This window comes from Actinoplanes rectilineatus (genome assembly GCF_000962825.1).
GTDB lineage: Bacteria > Actinomycetota > Actinomycetes > Mycobacteriales > Micromonosporaceae > Actinoplanes > Actinoplanes rectilineatus.
This window is the reverse complement of record NZ_JZKF01000001.1, coordinates 145,901-164,169: the sequence shown is the minus strand read 5'-3', so window position 1 is coordinate 164,169 and position 18,269 is coordinate 145,901. Positions and strand designations below refer to the sequence as shown.

At 72.5% G+C, this 18,269-nt stretch carries 8 protein-coding genes; 4 read left to right on the top strand and 4 right to left on the bottom strand.

Annotated features, from left to right (window positions below; all coding sequences use genetic code 11):
- The first annotated feature begins 15 nt into the window (after positions 1-15).
- The 4 genes from WH85_RS00620 (at position 16) to WH85_RS00605 (ending at position 10,266) form a co-directional block, all read left to right on the top strand.
- Positions 16-4,161: a polymorphic toxin-type HINT domain-containing protein gene (locus WH85_RS00620; RefSeq protein ID WP_052720040.1), complete on the top strand. Its 4,146-nt coding sequence runs from the start codon at positions 16-18 to the stop codon at positions 4,159-4,161.
- Entirely contained in the window at positions 4,158-4,400 is a 243-nt protein-coding gene (locus WH85_RS00615; protein WP_083448679.1) for a hypothetical protein, read from the top strand. The genes WH85_RS00620 and WH85_RS00615 overlap by 4 nt, the downstream gene beginning before the upstream one ends.
- A gap of 254 nt (positions 4,401-4,654) precedes the next feature.
- Positions 4,655-8,584 carry a bifunctional nitrate reductase/sulfite reductase flavoprotein subunit alpha gene (locus WH85_RS00610; RefSeq protein WP_045739599.1) on the top strand — a complete coding sequence of 1,310 codons (3,930 nt, stop codon included), beginning with the start codon at positions 4,655-4,657 and terminating at the stop codon, positions 8,582-8,584.
- A gap of 74 nt (positions 8,585-8,658) precedes the next feature.
- On the top strand, positions 8,659-10,266 hold the full coding sequence (locus WH85_RS00605; RefSeq protein ID WP_245673759.1) for an amidohydrolase: 1,608 nt from the start codon (positions 8,659-8,661) through the stop codon (positions 10,264-10,266).
- A gap of 3 nt (positions 10,267-10,269) precedes the next feature.
- Here the strand turns inward: WH85_RS00605 and WH85_RS00600 are convergent, their stop codons facing one another.
- The 4 genes from WH85_RS00600 to WH85_RS00585 all read right to left on the bottom strand — a co-directional run bounded on the left by WH85_RS00600 (position 10,270) and on the right by WH85_RS00585 (position 18,247).
- On the bottom strand, positions 10,270-10,905 hold the full coding sequence (locus WH85_RS00600; RefSeq protein WP_052720039.1) for a hypothetical protein: 636 nt from the start codon (positions 10,903-10,905) through the stop codon (positions 10,270-10,272).
- 129 nt (positions 10,906-11,034) lie between these two features.
- Positions 11,035-12,057: a cell envelope lipid trafficking protein PgfA gene (pgfA, locus tag WH85_RS00595; RefSeq protein ID WP_045739597.1), complete on the bottom strand. Its 1,023-nt coding sequence runs from the start codon at positions 12,055-12,057 to the stop codon at positions 11,035-11,037.
- 77 nt (positions 12,058-12,134) lie between these two features.
- Positions 12,135-16,853 (bottom strand): alpha-(1->3)-arabinofuranosyltransferase domain-containing protein, encoded by a 4,719-nt coding sequence (locus WH85_RS00590; RefSeq protein WP_045739728.1) that lies wholly within the window; start codon positions 16,851-16,853, stop codon positions 12,135-12,137.
- A complete protein-coding gene (locus WH85_RS00585; RefSeq protein WP_052720038.1) occupies positions 16,850-18,247 on the bottom strand; it encodes a substrate-binding and VWA domain-containing protein in 1,398 nt (465 codons plus the stop codon). The genes WH85_RS00590 and WH85_RS00585 overlap by 4 nt, the downstream gene beginning before the upstream one ends.
- Positions 18,248-18,269: the final 22 nt, after the last annotated feature.

The window sequence follows — 18,269 nt, the reverse complement described above, 5'->3', positions numbered from 1 at the left end:
CTCCACAACGGGGGAATGGTGCACCGAACCCTGCCCACGCGCGTCCGCCACGGCGGTGGACGACAAGGGCCCGGACTGCGCCGCGGTTTCGCCGCGGCCACCGCCCTACTACTGACTCTCGGTTTCCTGTCCCCAGCCTCGCCTGCCACCGCGGCCGCCGAGGACGTCTATGTGGATCGTGCCGAGGTCCTGCAGGATCTGCTGACCGGCGGGCCGTCGCTGCGGCGGGCCGCCGAGGCCGCGCTGACCGGTTCCGAGGAGGACATCCGGCAGTACGTGGTGACCGGCTACGACGAGGCGTTCGCCGCCGACGAGCTGGCCGCCGCACAGGCCCTGGCCGGCCTGGACGGTCCGGCACTGCGGACCGCCGCACAGACCGCCATCGCCGCCTCCCCGGCCGCGGTGAGCTCCTTCGTCCGGCAGGGCTGGGAGTCCACCTGGAACGCCGACGAGCGGATGCGGGCCACCCGGGTGCTGGAGAACGCCGGCGGCCCGACGGTGAAGACCGCGGCGGAGTCGGCGCTCAACGGTTCCACCGCGGACATCGAGACCTTCCTGTCCAGCGGGTACGAGAAGGCCGCGTACGCCGACGACCGGATCGCCGCGACGCGGATGCTGACCGGTGGGGTCAACAACAGCGGGCCGATGCTGGACGCGGCGGCGAAGACGGCTCTCGCCGGGACCGCCGAGGACCTGCAGGAGTTCCTGACCACGGGCCAGGCGGTTGCCCGGGCCCGGGACAAGGAACTGGCGTCGCTGCAGAGTTTGACCGAGCAGGCGAAGCAGGCGTCCGAGACGGCGGCGCGCGAGACGCTGGCGGCGGTCGGTGCGTCGACGCGGGCGGCGAACGCCGCCGAGGAGGCGAAGAAGGCCGCGCAGACGGCGGCGGCCGAGACGAAGGCCGCCGGTAGCGCGGCGAAGAAGGCCGACGCGGCGGCGGGTCGTGCGGCGGATGCCGCCGAGGGTGCCGCGGATGCCGCGCGGGAGGCGGTCGGTGCGTCGAATGCGGCGATGCGGGCGGCGCGGATCGCGTCGGACGCGGCGCGTCAGGCGACGTCGGCGGCGGCCCGGACCGCGCAGGCGGCTGCGGCTGCGCAGCAGGCTGCGGCGAATGCGCGTACCGGCGCCGGGGATGCCCGGACCGCGCGGATCGCGGCCGAGGCTGCCCGGGACGCGGCCAAGCAGGCCCGCGAACTCGAGAAGATCAAGGTTGAGCGGGACCGGGCGCTGGCCGAGGCGGCGAAGGCCGCCCTGGCGATGCAGGGCGCGAGCGCGAACGCCGATGCGGCGGCCGCGGCCGCCGACGAGGCCGGCTCGCAGGCGAACGTGTCCGAGGCGCAGGCGGCCCGGGCCCGGGCCGCGGCCGAGGACGCCCGCCGGGCCGCGGCGGCGAGTGCCCGTGCCGCCACCCGGGCGGTGGACCTGGCACGCAAAGCGGCGGAGGCGTCGGACCAGGCGTTCGCGTTCGCGAAGCAGGCCGCCGACCACGCCGAGCGGGCCGCCGACGCGGCCGAGGCCGCCGCGGACGCCGCGGACCGGGCCGAGAAGTCGGCGACCGAGGCGTCGAAGCACGCCGCCGCCGCGGTCGAGGCGGCGAACCTGGCCGTCACGCTTGCCGAGCAGGCGGCGACCCTGGAGACGCTGGCCCGCGCCGACGACAGCGCCCGGCTGGCCGAGGCCACCGACCAGGGTGTGCTGCGGGCCCAGGACGCGCTGCGCCAGGAGCAGGAGGCGAAGGCCATCGCCGGTGAGGCGGTCGCCTGGAACGACAAGCTGCTCTGGGACACCGCCGAGGAGGACCGGGTCGACACCACGACCCGGCAGCTGCTGACCGAGGCCGCCACGGCGGGGGCGTCGTCGGAGGTCGTGCTCGACAAGGGCCGGCACGCCGCGGTCACCCTGCTGACTACCGGCAGCGAGTGGACCAAGGCCGCGGCGGGTGAGGCGCTCACCGGCGGGGAGACCGAGCTGCGGTCGTGGTTGGCCGAGGGCCGTCGTGCGGCGGTGGGCCAGGACGACCGGGCCAAGGTGTGGCGGCTGATCGACACGCTCCCGGACGGTGCGGAGAAGACGGCGGCAGACGCGGCGCTGACCGGAACCGACACGGCGGTGGAGACGTTCCTGCGGACCCGGAACTACTCCGGAAAGTACGCCCAGGACCGGATCAAGATCTACGCGATCATCAACAACACCGCGACCGGGGCGAACCTGAAGAACGCCGCGGAGAAGGCGGTCCTCGGCACGGCGGCCGACATGCACAAGTTCCTGCGCGAGGGGCAGTACACCGCGCAGGCCGCCGACGACCGGATCGCCGTCTACCAGGTGATGAACGTCGGTGGCCCGGAGGTCAAGGCGGCCGGGACGGTGGCGCTGGCCGGGCCGAAGTCGTACCTGTCGTACTTCCTGACCACCTCGCAGTACCAGGCCGCCCAGCGTGACCTGGAGCAGGCCGCGCACGTGCAGACCGCACGGGCACTGGTGGTGGCGACCCAGCAGTACGCGCAGACGGCGCTGGCCGACGCGGCCAAGGCCAACGAAGCCGCACTCGACGCGTGGGGCAAGGCCGGCGAGGCGGACAAGGCCGCCGCGGAGGCGGTCGGATACGCGAACAAGGCCGCCGGGTACGCCAACGACGCGGCGAAGTCGGCGAACGAGGCGAAGGCCTCAGCAGACGCGGCTGCCGCGTCGGCGACCAAGGCCCAGCAGGCCGCGGCCACCGCGCAGAACGCCGCCAACAGCGCCGCCCGGTCCGCGGCAACCGCCACCGCCGCCGCTCACCAGGCGCGCAGTGACGCCAATGCCGCCTACGCCGCCAAGGCCGACGCCCGCGCCTCGGCCGAAGCAGCCGGTAAGGACGCCGACGCCGCGAACGCCGCGGCCACCGAGGCGTCCGAGATCTACACCGCCAAGCTGAAGGAGGTCGAGGCCCAGCGCCGCGACACCGCAGCGGGCACCGGCGCCGACGGCGTGGGCAGCGCCGCCGACGACCACAAGACCTGGGGCTGCCTGTCGCTCGACCCGTCCGCGGTGTCGGCCGAATGCCTGCGGGTCTACCAGGACTTCGCGGGCGCGCTCGCCGACCAGCCCAAGTGCAGCAGCCCGGCGAACCAGAACTCGCCCGGATGCCAGATGCTCGGCGATCTCAAGGCGGTCATCGGCGAGAACGGCGAGGTCCTGCTGGACGTGCTGCAGTTCGTCCTGATGGGCTGCGGTCTGATCCCGGGCGCCGGCGAGGTCTGCGACGGCATCGACGCGGTGGTCTCGGTCAGCCGCGGCGACTGGGTCGGTGGCCTGCTGTCGCTGGTGTCGGCGGTGCCGATCGTCGGGTACGGCGGCACCGCGCTCAAGGCGTGGAAGAACTCCGACAAGCTCCGCAACATCAAGAACATCATCGAAACGATCATGAAGGGTTGCAAGCGGAACAGTTTCACCGCCGGGACCCGGGTCGTGCTGGGCGACGGGCGTACCCGGCCGATCGAGGAACTCGCGGTCGGCGACAGGGTTCTCGCCACCGACCCGGTGCTCGGCCGGACCGGGGCGCGGGCGGTGACCGCCACCATCGTCGGGGCCGGCACCAAACAGCTCGTCGACATCGAGGTGACGAACGACGGGACAACCGAGACCGTCACGGCCACCGGCAACCACCCGTTCTGGGTGCCGGAGCAGCGGGACTGGCTGCTCGCCGAGGACCTTCGGGTGGGCGACGAGTTGCTCGACGACGCGGGTGAGCGGGTCCTGATCACCGCGGTGCGACAGCACACCGAGGTCACCGAGGTGTACAACCTGACCGTCGACGACCTGCACACGTACTACGTGGCGGCGGCCGGCACCACGCTGCTCACCCACAACGAGGACCCGGACGCCTGCCCGGTCAACGTCGCGCAGAACCTCATCAAGAACGGCTGGAACGGGACGACCATCCTCCCGGGTGGTGGCACCGTCGTCGAGGTGGGCCGCAAGATCTGGGGTAACGGCAAGCCGGCCGCCGATCGCCTGGACGGGCTGACGGATGATCAGCTCAGGGCGATCGTGTCGAAGGAGGACGTGACGATCCTGCACGAGCTGTACAAGGACGCCATGGTGAAGATTCCCAGTAACAAGACCGCTCCGGCCCGGGTGGACCTGACCAAGAAGATCCTCGACGCTTGGGACCGGGCGTGAGCGGGGTCCTGCGGATCAAGCTGACCGCCGACGGCGACGCGCCGTTCACAGTCATGTTCGAACCACTGGGCATGACGTACGAGCTGGGCGGCGGTGAGCACATGTTCGCCGAAGTCCAGTCGATGGAGATGGCCGAGATGGAGATCGTGCACTGGAAGGGCGGCGTCTCGGTGTGGCCGCCGGGGCCGGTCCGCACGTTCGACGCGGACGGCAACCTCCTGGACGAACTGCACCACTGATGGTTTTCCGGGGCCGCCGCCTCAGCCGGCCTGTGACGGCGGCCCCGTTCCCAACCAGGTGTCACCATCGTGCCCGGTCGTCCCTGTTCTGAGGCAGGGCCGACCGGCCCTGGTGACGGGAGCACACCGGCCCTCACATCGACGGACGGGCCGTGGTGAGGCCGGGGTAACGGCGGTCGCACACTCGAGTGATGGCGACGAAACCCCCGCTCCCTAGCGTCGAGGGGACGACGATCCGGGGTTAAGGGGTTCATGTGGCTGCCGATGTCACCCAGGTGCGAACCGTGTGCGGGTACTGCGGGGTCGGCTGCGGCATGGTCCTCGACGTCGCGGCCGGGCCGGACGGGCGGGCCCGGGTGGTCAAGGCCACCGGCGACAGGCAGCATCCGGCCAACGCGGGACGGCTGTGCACGAAGGGCGCGACCAGCGCGGACCTGCTCAGCGCCGGCGGCCGGCTGGACTCCGCGCTGATCCGGGACGAGCGGGGGGCCGCGCCGCGCCGCAGCGGGGTGGACGCCGCGATCGACGAGACCGCCCGTCGGTTGCGGGCGATCGTCGACGAGCACGGGCCGGACGCCGTCGCGATGTACGTGTCCGGCCAGATGACCCTGGAGGCCCAGTATCTGGCGAACAAGCTGGTGAAGGGCTATCTCGGGACGAACAACATCGAGTCGAACTCGCGGCTGTGCATGGCCAGCGCGGGCACCGGTTACAAGACGTCGCTCGGTGCGGACGGGCCGCCCGGGTCGTACGACGATCTGGACCACGCGGACGTCTTCCTGGTGATCGGCTCGAACATGGCGGACTGCCACCCGATCCTGTTCCTGCGGATGATGGAGCGGGTCAAGGCCGGGGCGAAGCTGATCGTCGTCGACCCGCGGCGCACCGCGACCGCGGCCAAGGCGGACCTGTACCTGCCGATCCGTCCCGGGGCGGACCTGGCGCTGCTCAACGGCCTGCTGCACCTGATCACACCGGACCGGGAGTTCGTCGAGGCGTACACCGAGGGCTGGGACGTGATGCCGGAGTTCCTGGCCGACTATCCGCCGGACCGGGTGGCCGCGCTGACCGGGCTGGCCGAGGAGGACATCCGGACCGCGGCGGCGTGGATCGACGGGGCCGGGAACTGGGTCAGCCTGTGGACGATGGGCCTGAACCAGAGCACGCACGGCACCTGGAACACGAACGCCCTGGTCAACCTGCATCTGGCCACGGGCGCGATCTGCCGGACCGGTAGCGGTCCGTTCTCGCTCACCGGCCAGCCGAACGCGATGGGCGGCCGGGAGATGGGCTACATGGGCCCGGGACTGCCCGGCCAGCGGTCGGTGCTGGTCGCGGGCGACCGGGAGTTCACCGAACGGGTCTGGGACCTGCCCGCCGGGACGCTGCGCACCGACGTCGGCAAGGGCACCGTCGACATGTTCGAGCAGATGGCGGCCGGGCGGATCAAGGCCTGCTGGATCGTCTGCACGAACCCGGTCGCGTCGGTCGGCAACCGCCGCACGGTGATCGCCGGGCTGGAGGCCGCCGAACTCGTGATCACCCAGGACGCGTTCGCCGAGACCGAGACGAACGCGTACGCGGACATCGCCCTGCCCGCGGCGATGTGGTCGGAGACCGACGGCATCATGATCAACTCGGAGCGGAGCCTGTCCCTGGTCCACCCGGTGGTCGACCCGCCCGGCGAGGCCCTGCCCGACTGGCAGCTGATCGCGCGGGTCGCCGTCGCGATGGGTTACCGCGACGCCTTCACCTACACCGGCGCCGCCGAGATCCTCGAAGAGATCAAGTCCTTTGCCAACCCCCAGACGGGGTACGACCTGAGCGGCGTCACGTACGAGCGGCTCGCGGGCGGGCCGGTGCAGTGGCCGGCCGCACCCGGCGGGCCGGACCGCAACCCCATCCGGTACCGCGACCCGGACCGGGGACTCCGGTTCGCCACCCCGAGCGGTCGTGCGGTGTTCCACGCCCGCCCGCACCTGGAACCGGCCGAGATGCCGGACGACGACTACCCGTTCACGCTGAACACCGGCCGTCTGCAGCACCAGTGGCACACCATGACCAAGACCGGGAAGATCGCCAAGCTGAACAGGCTCAACCCGGCGCCCTTCGTGGAGATCCACCCGGACGACGCGGCAGCCCTCGGCATCGCCGACGGCGACCAGGTGGAGATCGCCTCCCGGCGCGGCCGGGCGGTCCTGCCCGCCACGGTCACCGACCGGGTCCGGCCGGGAGGCTGCTTCGCCCCGATGCACTGGAACGACCTGTTCGGCGAATATCTCAGCGTCAACGCGGTGACCAGCGACGCCGTCGACCCGATCTCGTTCCAGCCGGAACTCAAGGTGTGCGCGGTCGCCCTCACCCGCATCCCGACCCCCGCCCCGGCGTTGCCCGTCCCGGTCACCGCTGCTCCCACCATTTTCGGACTGGACCCGGCGCCACCGACTCTGAGCGACGATCAACGGCACTACCTGGCCGGATTCCTCGCCGGAGTGCCCGCTGAACGGACCGAGCCGCCCATCCTCCCCACCAACGCGCCGTTCTCCCCGGCCACCGCCATGTGGATCAACGGCTGGCTCGGGAGTGCTCTGGGCGTACCCGAGAAGGCAGCGCAACCACCCACCGAGCCGGCGGCGGGCCCGGTACAGATCCTGTGGGCGTCGCAGACCGGCACCGCCGAGGAGTTCGCGCGTGACCTGGCCGGACGGCTGACCGGAATCGGGCGCCCGGTGACCGTGCTCGGCATGGACTCGGGCGTCGGCGACGTGCTCGACAGCGGCGCCGACCTGCTCGTGGTGACCAGCACGTTCGGTGACGGCGACGCGCCGGACAACGGCGACGCGTTCTGGCAGTCGCTCCGCGGCGAGGACGCGCCCCGGCTGGACGGACGCCGGTACGCGGTGCTGGCCTTCGGCGACTCCAGCTACGACGACTTCTGCGGACACGGCCGCCGTCTCGACGAACGTCTCGCCGAACTCGGCGCGACCCGGCTCGCCCCGCGGGCCGACTGCGAACCCGACTACGCCGACACCGCCGCCGGCTGGCTGACCAGCGTCGTCACCGCCCTGACCGCCGCACCGGTGCCCGCCCCCACGAAGGCCGCGCCGCTGACCGCCACACTGACCGGGAACCGCCTGCTCAGCCTGCCCGGATCAGCGAAGGAGGTACGCCGGTTCACCCTCGACACCGGCGGCGGCCTGGACTACCGGGCCGGCGACGCGCTCGGGGTGTGGCCGGTCAACTGCCCGCACCTGGTTTCCGAGTGGCTAGCGACCGCCGGGTTGTCCGCCGACGAGACGGTCGACCTGGACGGGCCGGTGGACCTGGGCACCGCGCTCGCCTCCCACCTCGACATCACCCGGATCACCCCGGACCTGCTGCGGTTCACCGCCGAACGGTCCGGCGCCGGCCACCTGAAGACCCTGCTGCGCGCCGACAACAAGGGCGAACTGGCGAAGTGGTCGTGGGGACGGCAGGCGGTGGACGTGATCGCCGAACATCCGGTGCGGGCGTCCGCCCAGGAGTGGGTCGACGTGCTCAAACGCCTGCAGCCCCGGCTGTACTCGATCAGTTCCACCCCGCTGACCGATCCGGATCAGGTGAGCGTGACCGTGTCGGTGGTGCGGTTCGGCGCCCGTAAAGGCGTCTGCTCGGCGCACCTCGCGGACGCCCCGCCGCACGCCCCGATGCGGGTGTTCGTGCAGCGCGCCCCGCACTTCCGCCCACCCGCCGACCCGTCCACGCCGATGATCATGGTGGGGCCGGGGACCGGGGTCGCACCGTTCCTCGGCTTCCTCGAAGAGCGCCGGGCCGCGGGCGCGGACGGACGGAACTGGCTGTTCTTCGGGGAGCAGCAGGAGGCGACCGACTTCTACTATCGGGAGGAGCTGGCCGCGCTGACCGATGACGGCACCCTGACCCGGCTGGACCTGGCGTTCTCCCGAGACCAGCGGTCCAAGGTGTACGTCCAGGACCGGATGCGGGAACAGGGGGCGGCCGTGTGGGCGTGGCTGCAGGACGGTGCCCACTTCTACGTCTGCGGCGACGCCCACCGGATGGCCCGCGACGTCGACCGGACCCTGCGCGAGATCGCCGTCCAGCACGGCCGCCTCTCCGAGAGCGCCGCGTCCACATGGCTGAAACAGCTGGCAGCCGACAAGCGCTACGTCCGGGACGTCTACTGACAGAGATCGGTCTGAACCGGGAGCGGTTGACGCGGGTAGTCACCGTTGACGTGACAGCCCCGGAGGAGGCGACCGTGACCACCGCCGACCTGATCCTGATGGCCGACCGTATTCACACACTCGCGGAGAACGGACCGTGGACACCGACCGCGCTCGCCGTCACCGGCGGGACGATCAGCGCGCTGGGCGACCGGTCCGACGCCCGCCGGTGGCGGGGCCGGGACACCGAGGTGATCGACCTGGGCGACGCGACGATCACGCCGGGGCTGGTGGACGGGCACGCGCATCCGGTGATGGGCATCGGGCTCACGCGGGGTGTGGACCTGTCGTCCGTGCGTACCCTCGAAGGGTTGAAAGGCACGATGAAAGCCGCCGCACGCAACGGCGGCTGGGTCGAAGGGTGGGGTCTCGACCCCAACGTGTTCGCCGGGGCGCCGATCACGCACGCACCACTCGTCGAGGCGCTCGGGCCGGACGTGCCGGTGTTCCTGCTGCTCTTCGACGCGCATTCGGCGCTGGTCAGCCCGCGCGCACTGGAACTGGCCGGGATCAGCGGGCCGCGCCGGTTCGCGTCGGGCGCGAGTGTGGCCTGCGGCCCCGACGGCACGCCCACCGGCCATCTGCTGGAGATCGACGCGCTGGACCTGGTCCGGGAGCTGTTGCCGGACGACGACCCGGCGGACCGGCGGGAGCGGCTGCGGGACCTGATGCGGCGGATGGCGGCGAGCGGGCTGACCGCGGCGAACGCGATGGACTTCGAGGGCGACTCGCTGGAGCTGTTCCGGGCGCTCGAGGACGAGGGTGATCTGCCGCTGCGCTGGCGGTGCGCGCCGTTCGTGATGCCGGGTGCGGGCGCCGACGGGCTGGACGCGGTGATCGCGCAGCAGCGTCTGGCCGGGCGGCGCTGGCGGGTCGAGGGCGCCAAGTTCATGATCGACGGGACGGTGGACGGCGGCACCGCATGGCTGGAGGAGCCGGACAGCCACGGCGAGTCGACGGCGTGTTTCTGGCCGGACCCGGCGGACTACGCGGTGGCGGTGGGAAAACTAGCCGCCCACGGGATCCCGATCGTCACGCATGCGATCGGCGACGCGGGGATCCGGTTCGTGCTGGACACCTACGCGGAGCTGCCGCGCACGTCGGCCGTCCCGCACCGGGTGGAACACCTGGAGACGATGCCGTCGGAACTGGTCGCCCGGCTGGCCGCGCTCGACGTGACGGCGAGCATGCAGCCCACCCACTGCACACACTGGACGCGCGCCGACCAGAGCGACAACTGGTCCAGCCGGCTCGGACCCGACCGGGCCGGGCGCGCGTTCCGGGCGCGTGACCTGCGGGATGCCGGTGCCCGGCTGACGCTCGGGTCGGACTGGCCGATCGCGCCGTTCGACCCGCGGGGGATCGTCGCGGCGGCCCGGCTGCGGCGCCCGGCCGGTGATGCCGGGGTGGAACCGGTGCTGCCCGAGCAGGCACTGACCGCCCGGATGGCCTTGGAGGGATACACCGTCGCGGCGGCGGAGGCGGCCGGGCTCGGGGCGGTGGCGGGACGGCTGGTGCCGGGCCGCCGGGCGGATCTCACCGTGTTCGGGATGGATCCGCTGCGGTGCGACCCGGACGAGTTCGCCGAGGCCCCGGTGCGTCTGACCGTGGTCGACGGCCGGATCGCGTACCGGGGGAACTGATCTTCAGAAGAACCCGCCGGGACCACCCGGACCACCGGGGCCGCCATGGTGGTGGTGGCCGAGCAGCGTGTCGAAGAGCATCATGCCGCCGAGGGTGCCGGCACCGGCCGCCAGCGCGGTCTTCCACCACGGGGTGGAGTACCAGCCGGCCGGCATCGGGCGACCGTTCCGGTAGCCGCCCGGGTAGTAGTACGGGGTGGACGGTCCGGCCTGCGGCGCCACCCGGTACCCGTTGAGGTCCTGTTCCTCGGCGACCCGGCCGGCGCCCCGAGCCGCGGCGAGCGGCGGCAGTTCGGGACCGGGGTCGAGGCCGAGAGCGGTGCGGGCGGCCCGGACGTAGGCCAGGCCCTCGATGGCGCTCTCGCGAGCCAGCCGGAACTGGGTGACCGTGGTGGCCCGGGCCAGTTGGGCACCGGCTGCCTGGTGGCGTTCGGTCGCGTCGACCAGGGCCTGCCGCGCCGACGAGCCGTCGTCACGGAGATTCACGAGTTGGCCGCCGAGACGTTCGTACCAGCGCTGGGCCTCGGCGCGCGCATCCGCCAGGGCCTCGTCGTCCCGGGCCGTGACGCCGTTGCGGCCTCTGGCCAGGAGGAGCGAGACACCGGCACCCATCAGGAGAAGGAGAACCAGAATCATCATGTGTTCGATGGTGGTCCGCTGATCTGGGCCTGCCCCAGCCGCGCCCTGTGCACCTGCTGTGCGGGGCACGGCCGGAAACAGACAGCGGGCGCGGCCGGAAAAGCCCGGGTGCGGCCGGGGAACAGCAGGTCAGCGGATCGGCGCGGTCTCGTCCTCGTCGGCGGCGTGCCGCGGGTGGGCGTGCCGCGGTGCCGTGGTGGGGGCGGCACGGCGGGTCACCAGGATCGCCCCGGCGATGATGAGGAGCAGCGCCAGCAGCGCCAGGGCGAGCGGGCCCCAGACACCGACCAGGAGCAGCTTCTGGCGGTTCGCCGACGCCGCGTCGGCGGACTTCGCCACGGTGTCGTCGGTGTACGTGAAGAGGGCGTCGAGCAGGGTCACCGACTGGCCGGTGTTGCCCACCAGGGTCTTGCTCTGCTTCTCCTGGACCCGGATGTACTGGCCGGTGGTCGGCTCCACCCAGACGGTGCGGGTGTTGGCGTAGGCGACCGAACCGCTGGTGGCGCCGGGCATGAGCTGGCCGAGGATGGCATCGAGGCGGTCCTTGGGGAGGTCCTGGCGGCCGTTCGTGATCTCCTGGACGAACTGGTAGGTCTCGAGCCCGCCGACCTCCTCGGTCTTGACGAATCGGGCCGGCTGGGCTTTCAGGATGTCCCGGTCGAAGATGTCGTAGCTCTTCTTCTCGGTGCCGAACGGGAACTTGTACATGTGGCCGGTGTACTTCACGCTCTGCCGGTTGCTGCCGGTGTCCAGCCACTGGCCGCTCCAGTCGCGGGCGGCGGCGGTCCGCCGGTCCACGGCATACGAGGTGCTGTATGCGCTGACCACCTCGTTCGTGTCGGTGCGCACCACCTCCTGGCCGACCAGCCACACCAGGGCGCTGCCGTCCAGGTCGCCCTCGAGGTCGGCGGTGGTCTTCGCGTCCGGCTGGACGGTGACGGTGGAGCGCAGGGTGCCGGTGTCGACCTTGGCGACGCCATTGGTGATCTGCAGGAACTGCGCGTTCGGCGCCTCGGCAACCGATTGGGTGCGCTCCATGTCGTACGGCAGGCGGGCGGCGGCCGGGGCGACCACGAAGGCCAGGCCGCCGGCGAACACCAGCGCCAGGATGCCGAGGCCGAAGAGCACGGAACCGAGGACGCGGGACCTCATGGTGCCTCCACGAGTCAGTGAACGCGAGATTAAGAAAGGATTCGAGGAATGTAGATTTCCAAGCTTGCGGAAGGTTACTACCGAGTCACATCCAGAAGCGAGACCTCAGCACGATCTTCCTGAATGTCCGCGGAATCGGACGCCGGGGTGCGGCGCAGGACCACGGTGAAGTTCCATGTGAGCAGCTCACGCAGGACGGGCACGCGTGCCACCCAGCACGCCCACTTCGGGTGGTAGCGGGGCAGGACATCGACGACGGTCACCAGCCCCGCGCGGCGGGCCGACCGGACCCAGCGCATCGTCCGTGCGGCGCTGATCGGGAACAGTGTCTCGCCGAACCGGTTCTTCGGCTCATGACCGTGTCGTTCGATGTACCGCCGCCGGGCGCCCCGGCCGCCGAGCAGCAGATGCCAGGGGCCGGTCTCGTGGCCGCCGTGCGGTGACAACCATGGTGTGTACGAGACGAAGACCGTCCCGCCCGGCCGCGTCACCCGGAGCAGCTCGTCGAGCAGCGCTTCCGGGTCGGGAACGTGTTCGAGCACGTTGGACGAGTAGGTGACGTCGACCGCGCCGGTGCGGATCGGGAGGGCGGTGCCACTGCCCCGGATCATGCCGGCGACTGCGGCGCCGGATGCCGCGAAGTCGCCGACCGCGGGGTCGAGCCCGTGGTAGACGGCTCCGGCTGCACGGAACTCGGCGGCGAAGTAGCCCGGCCCGCCGCCGACGTCCACGACTGTCTGTCCCGACAAATCCGTATAAGTTTTTATCTGGGCTACGGAGTCCCGGGCCAGCAGCGAATAGAACCGATCCGGATCACTCTGCTCGACCAGGAACGTCCGGAACAACGTGATCGATCGTGCGAGAGTCGCCCCGGACGGCTGCGGCGCGGACGGAGCGATCGTGGCCGCCATCGCGAACACCGCCGCCATGATCGCCAGCTGGACCGGTGCGCCGTACGCCCACTCCTGCTGATGATCGAGCAGCCGTCCGGCCACCGCGATCAGCGCGCCCAGCCCCGCGAACCCGGCCGTGACCCACGGCAGGGCCCGCGGCCACAACTGCCGAACGATCAGCATGGCCAGCAGGAACGACACCGCCGCGAATCCGCCGAGCAGCACCGCCAGCGCGAGGAGCGGAACGAGTATCGACCAACCGGGACGTCCCGCGGCCGTGACCGGCGAGACCCTGCGAACAGGGATCAGCGCCAGCAACACGACAAGCAGCACGAACACCGCGCCGGCCGCCAGGCCCACCCGGTACGGCACGTCCGGCGTGAACGTCAGCGTGACCGTCCCGCCGTCCCCCGCCGGGAGCAGGAACGCCTGCTGCCACCCGTCGACCCGGACCGCCGGCAGGGAGACGCCGTCCAGGGTGGCCGCCCAGCCGGCGTTGTGGTTCTCCGGGACGACCAGCAGCGCCGCCGCACCGGCCGCGACGGTGACCGTCCGGGACGCGGCACCCCACTCCTCGACGGTGGTGGCCCGGTGGGTGACCGCGGGCCGGGTGCCACCGGCGGCGAGGACGATCGACTGTCCGACGTAGGCGGCCGACGGCAGCGTCCGGATCCGGTGTTCCCCGGCCGGGAGCGTCACGGTCGCCCCGACGAAGTCGTCGCAGACGGTCACCGGCAGGGGGCGCCCGGCCCGGACGTCGTCGAGGGTTCCGGACACCGACGTCGGATAGCTCCGGCCGTCGATCTCCACCGCCGGTCCCGTCCCGCACTCGGCCGCCAGAGCGGTCGCCGTGAGGCTCAGGCCGGGGACGGTCACCTCGGCGATCCCGGCCGGGGCGGGCCAGCCGTTGCCGCGCGGGTCGGCGATCACCGGCGTCGTGGCGGTCACCGTGATCACCAGGCGTTTCGTGGTGGTGGCCGGAAGCCGCACCCAGCCGTCCTCGCCGACGGCGGCGGCGACCGGATCGCCGGTGGTGGTGACCAGGACCTGGGTGGGCCGGGCGGTGACCGGACTGTCCGCGGTGACCAGGCGGAACCGGTCCACCTTGCGGGCCGCGGTCCAGGACAGGGTCAGGGTGGGACGGTCGTCGCCGGGTTCGGCGAGCCACGACGTGGCCGGGTCGCCGTCGATCGCGGCGTGCGCGCCGACCGTCACGTCCCCGGTGAGCACCGACGACGCCGACACCGCGGCCTGCGCCTTAAACGGGAGCGTCCCGCCGGGGCGGGGCAGGGCGGTCAGGCCCAGGTCGTACGTGGCCGCGGCGGACGTGGTGAACAGGCGGTCCACGCCCAGCGGTTCCTCACCCACCCGGCGCAGGAACTGGTCGCAGGCCGGGAAACAGGCGCCCCGCTGCTGGCGGGCACGTTCGAAGACGTAGGACCCACCGGTAGCCGGGACGCGCAGCGCCCGGGTCGCGTCCAGACCGGGGATGCCCAGCTCGCGCAGGGCGACCGCACCCTGGTAGCCCTCGCGCAGGGCGAGGACGGTGACGCGTACCGAGGTGGTCAGACCGGGCAGTGTGGACAGCCGGTGCGGTCCGGTGGTCGCCGGCACCGGGCGGTCCACCGAACCCTGGTCGGTGGTCAGGCGGACCATCGCCACCGGGGCGGCGATCCGCAGGTCGTCGGCGAAGTCCACGGTCACCTCGGTGACCCGTTTCGCCGTCTCCAGTTCCACCGACAGCCATTGGCCGGGGCCCGCCTGGTTGGGATCGGACCGCCACGCCGTGCCGTCGTCGCCGTCCAGCGCCGCGAACGGCAGCGCGGACGGGTCGCTGGCGGCCAGCGAGTCGGCGAAGGCGGCGCCGCTCGACGCGTCGACGGCACGGATGCCCTGGTAGACGGCGACGGTCTGGTGGCCTTCGGCGGGGAACGGGAGGACGTCGTCGCGTACCCGGCCCTGCCGTGTCTGTTCGTCCAGGGTGAGGGTCTGGCTGACGTTGTCGCGGATCCGGCCGATGTTGAGTTCCCGGCGGCGCAGGCCGTCGGTGACGATCCGCCCGCCGCCGGCCTGCGGCACCGCCTGGTCACCGTCGAGCACCGCGGGCTGCGCCGGGTCGATCAGGCCCTGGTCGAGGACGCCGAGCAGCGACTCCGGGCCGCCGCTGACCACCGGCACACTGTCCAGGGTGGTCGCCGTGACCAGCGGTACCGGCCGGTCCACCTCGAAGATCTCGACGGCCGGCACGGTCAGGCCGGCGTCGGCCGGGCTGACCTGTGCACCACCGGCGGTGACGGCCGCGCCGAACGTGGCGGCCCGGCTCAGCCCGGGTGAACCGGTGACCGCGGCGCGGACCACGGCGATCGGTGGCGCCCCGGTCGCGGACCGGTCCAGGTCGTGGCGGACCAGCAGGTAGCGGTAACCGGCGCGGGCCAGGAAACCGGAGAGCGCGGCGGACCCCCGGCCCTCGGCCAGCACCGCCTCGACCGCGTCCAGCACCCGGATGTTGCCCTCGGAGCCGAGCGGGATCTGGTTGCGGGTGGCCCACGGCGTGGTGGCGAGCGCCTGCATCGGCTCGTCGACGGTCCGTCCCCAGGTCGACTGGGCGAACCCGGAACCCGGCACGACGAGGGTGCGGTCCCGGGCGCCGTGGTCGGCGAGCCAGGCGGTCGCCTCGGTCCAGTGCGACGGGATCTCCGCCCAGCCGGGCCCGGGGCGCAGGACCATCATCCAGGCGGGCGCGGCCGCCGCGAGCACCAGCGCCGCGACGGCGGGCCGGGCCAGGAGACGGCGACCGGCGAGGTACGCGAGACCGAGCGCCACCGGCAGCCGGAGAACGGGCTCCCACTTGTGGACGTTGCGCAGCGGCGCGAGCGGCCCGTCCAGCAGTTCCCGGATCAGCGGGGCGGCCGGGCTGTCCAGGGTGCCGACGTACCCGACGGTCAGCAGGGTCAGGCCGGTCAGCGCCCCGAGCACCAGGAACCGTTGTTCCGGCAGGTCACGCAGCGCCAGCCCGGCGAGTCCGAGGATCGCGACCACGGCGGTGACCGCCATCAGTGCCGGGTTGTCGACCAGGATCCAGCCGGCCGACCACCACGGTTCGCCCTGCACGATGTAGCCGACCCACTGGTTGGTGCCGCGCAGCGCCTGGAACAGCGAGGTGACCGCGGTGGTGGTGGCCGAGGACTCGATGTAGTCCAGGAACGGCAGGCTGTACCGGCCGAACAGCAGCAGCGGGACGATCCACCACAGGGTGGCCGCGGTGACGCAGACGAACCACCAGCCCATCAGCGCGGCGAGACGCCGGTCCCAGCGGCGGGTCAGCAGGTAGATCCCGGGCAGGACCAGGGCCATCACGACGGCGGCCGCGTTGATGCCGCCCATCAGGAGCACCGCCAGGGCGGACAGCGCCGCGGCCCGGCGCGGCGACTTCACCGTGACCAGCGGCAGCAGCACCCAGGGCAGCATGACGACCGGCAGCATCTCCGAGGAGAGCGGGCCGATCTCGGTGAGCATGCGGGGCGCCGTCGCGTACGCGAGACCGCCGGCCACCCGGGATCCGCCGGTGCCGATCCGCATCGCCCGGGCCAGCAGGACCGTGCCGTAGTAGGCGGCGCACAGCAGCACCGCGCACCACAGGCGCTGGGTGATCCACGGCGGGACGCCGAGCAGGTCCCCGGCGGCGAAGAACGGGCCCATCGGGAACAGGTAGCCGTACGCCTGCTGCTGCAGTTCGCCGGAGGTGGCCGACGGGTTCCACAGGTGCAGCGCCCGGGCCATGAACCCGATCGGGTTCTCCGCCAGGTCCAGTTTGGTGTCGAAGGTGACCCGTCCGGGCCGTTGCAGGAACGCGATCACCACGAGCAGCAGTGCGCCGCCGTGCACGAGCAGACGACGGGTCATCGGCGGCACTCCGGTGGCAGGCAGCTGAATTCGGCCAGGGCGGTGTAGAAGATGTCGCGGATGCCGGACGGTTTCGCGGTCAGCGCGACCCGCCCACCGGTGGCGCCGGCGATCTGCCGCAGCTCGCCGGCGTCGATCTCCGGTCCGACGCCGATGAACAGGATCGGCACCGGGCGTCTCCGGTCGGCCAGTTCGCCGAGCTGCCGCAGCAGGGCGGCCCGGCTGATGCCGCTGGCGTTGTCGTCGGTGCCGTCGGTCAGGATCAGCACCATGTTGATCCGGCCGGCCGTCCAGTTGCGGGTCGCGTTCTTGTACGCCGCCAGCGTGGTGTCGTAGAGACCGGTCCGCCCGGCGGGTTCGACCCGCATCCGTCCGAGCTCGGCGACGATCGCGGACCGGCGCGGGCCGACCGGGCCGACCGGGACGATCTCCCGGTAGTCGCGGCCGCCGTCCAGGTCGGTGGAGAACTCCCAGACGCCCAGTTCGGTGGTGCCGAGCAGCAGTTTCGCCCCGCCCTGGGCGGCTTTGACGGTCGCCGACAGCCGGGTGTCGGCGGAGCCCGGCACGGCCGACTCCATCGAGCCGGAGATGTCGAAGACGGCCAGCATCCGGGCGCTGATGTGCACCCCGCCCCAGGCGTTGAGCAGGTCCTCGCTGTCCTGTTCGGCCGGCAGTCCGACCGGGGTGTCGCCGTCCGGGGCGCGCAGGCCGTGGGCGGTGACGGCGGCGGCGCCCTCGTCGGCGAGCAGTGCCCGCAGCAGTGCGGTGGCCTTCGCCCGGGCCGGGGCGTCCGAGGTCAGGACCGCGTACGGGTAGTCGGGGCCGGGGAGCGCCGCGGACGGGTAGACCGCGGTCTGCCCGGTGGCCTGCTTGACCTGCTGTTCGGTGCTGACCACCGCGGTCGTCGCGTCGGGGGCGGGCACCGTCTCGCCGGTGACCGGGATGGTGTCCGGGGCGAGCCGGCGCATCATGGCCGCCGTCGTGGCCGCGTCCGAACCGGCCAGCCGCCGGACGCCGACCAGGGTGGCGAACCCGAGCGGGCTGGTCGCCGGGTCGGGCAGCGCGACGCGCAGCGGCGGTTTCGCGGCGCCGACCAGTCCGGCCCAGCCGGATCTCGGCACCCGGCCGGCCGCGCGCCGGTCCACGGCGAGCACCACCGGGGTGGTCGCCACCGGTACGCCCTCGGCGGGTACCTGGAACGCGCCGGCGGCCCGGGCGCGCCGCAGCCACAGGGTCGACTCGGGCACCCAGACGTCCGGGGCCGCGCCGCCGAGGGTGCGCAGCACGTCGGACGACTCCCGGGCGACCACGTCGATCTCCAGACAGGGGGTCCGTCCGGCGAGACGTTCGGCCACCTCGCGCACCGGGTCGGTGACGCTCGGTGCGACATTCACACGTAACACTGTCATGTCGGAG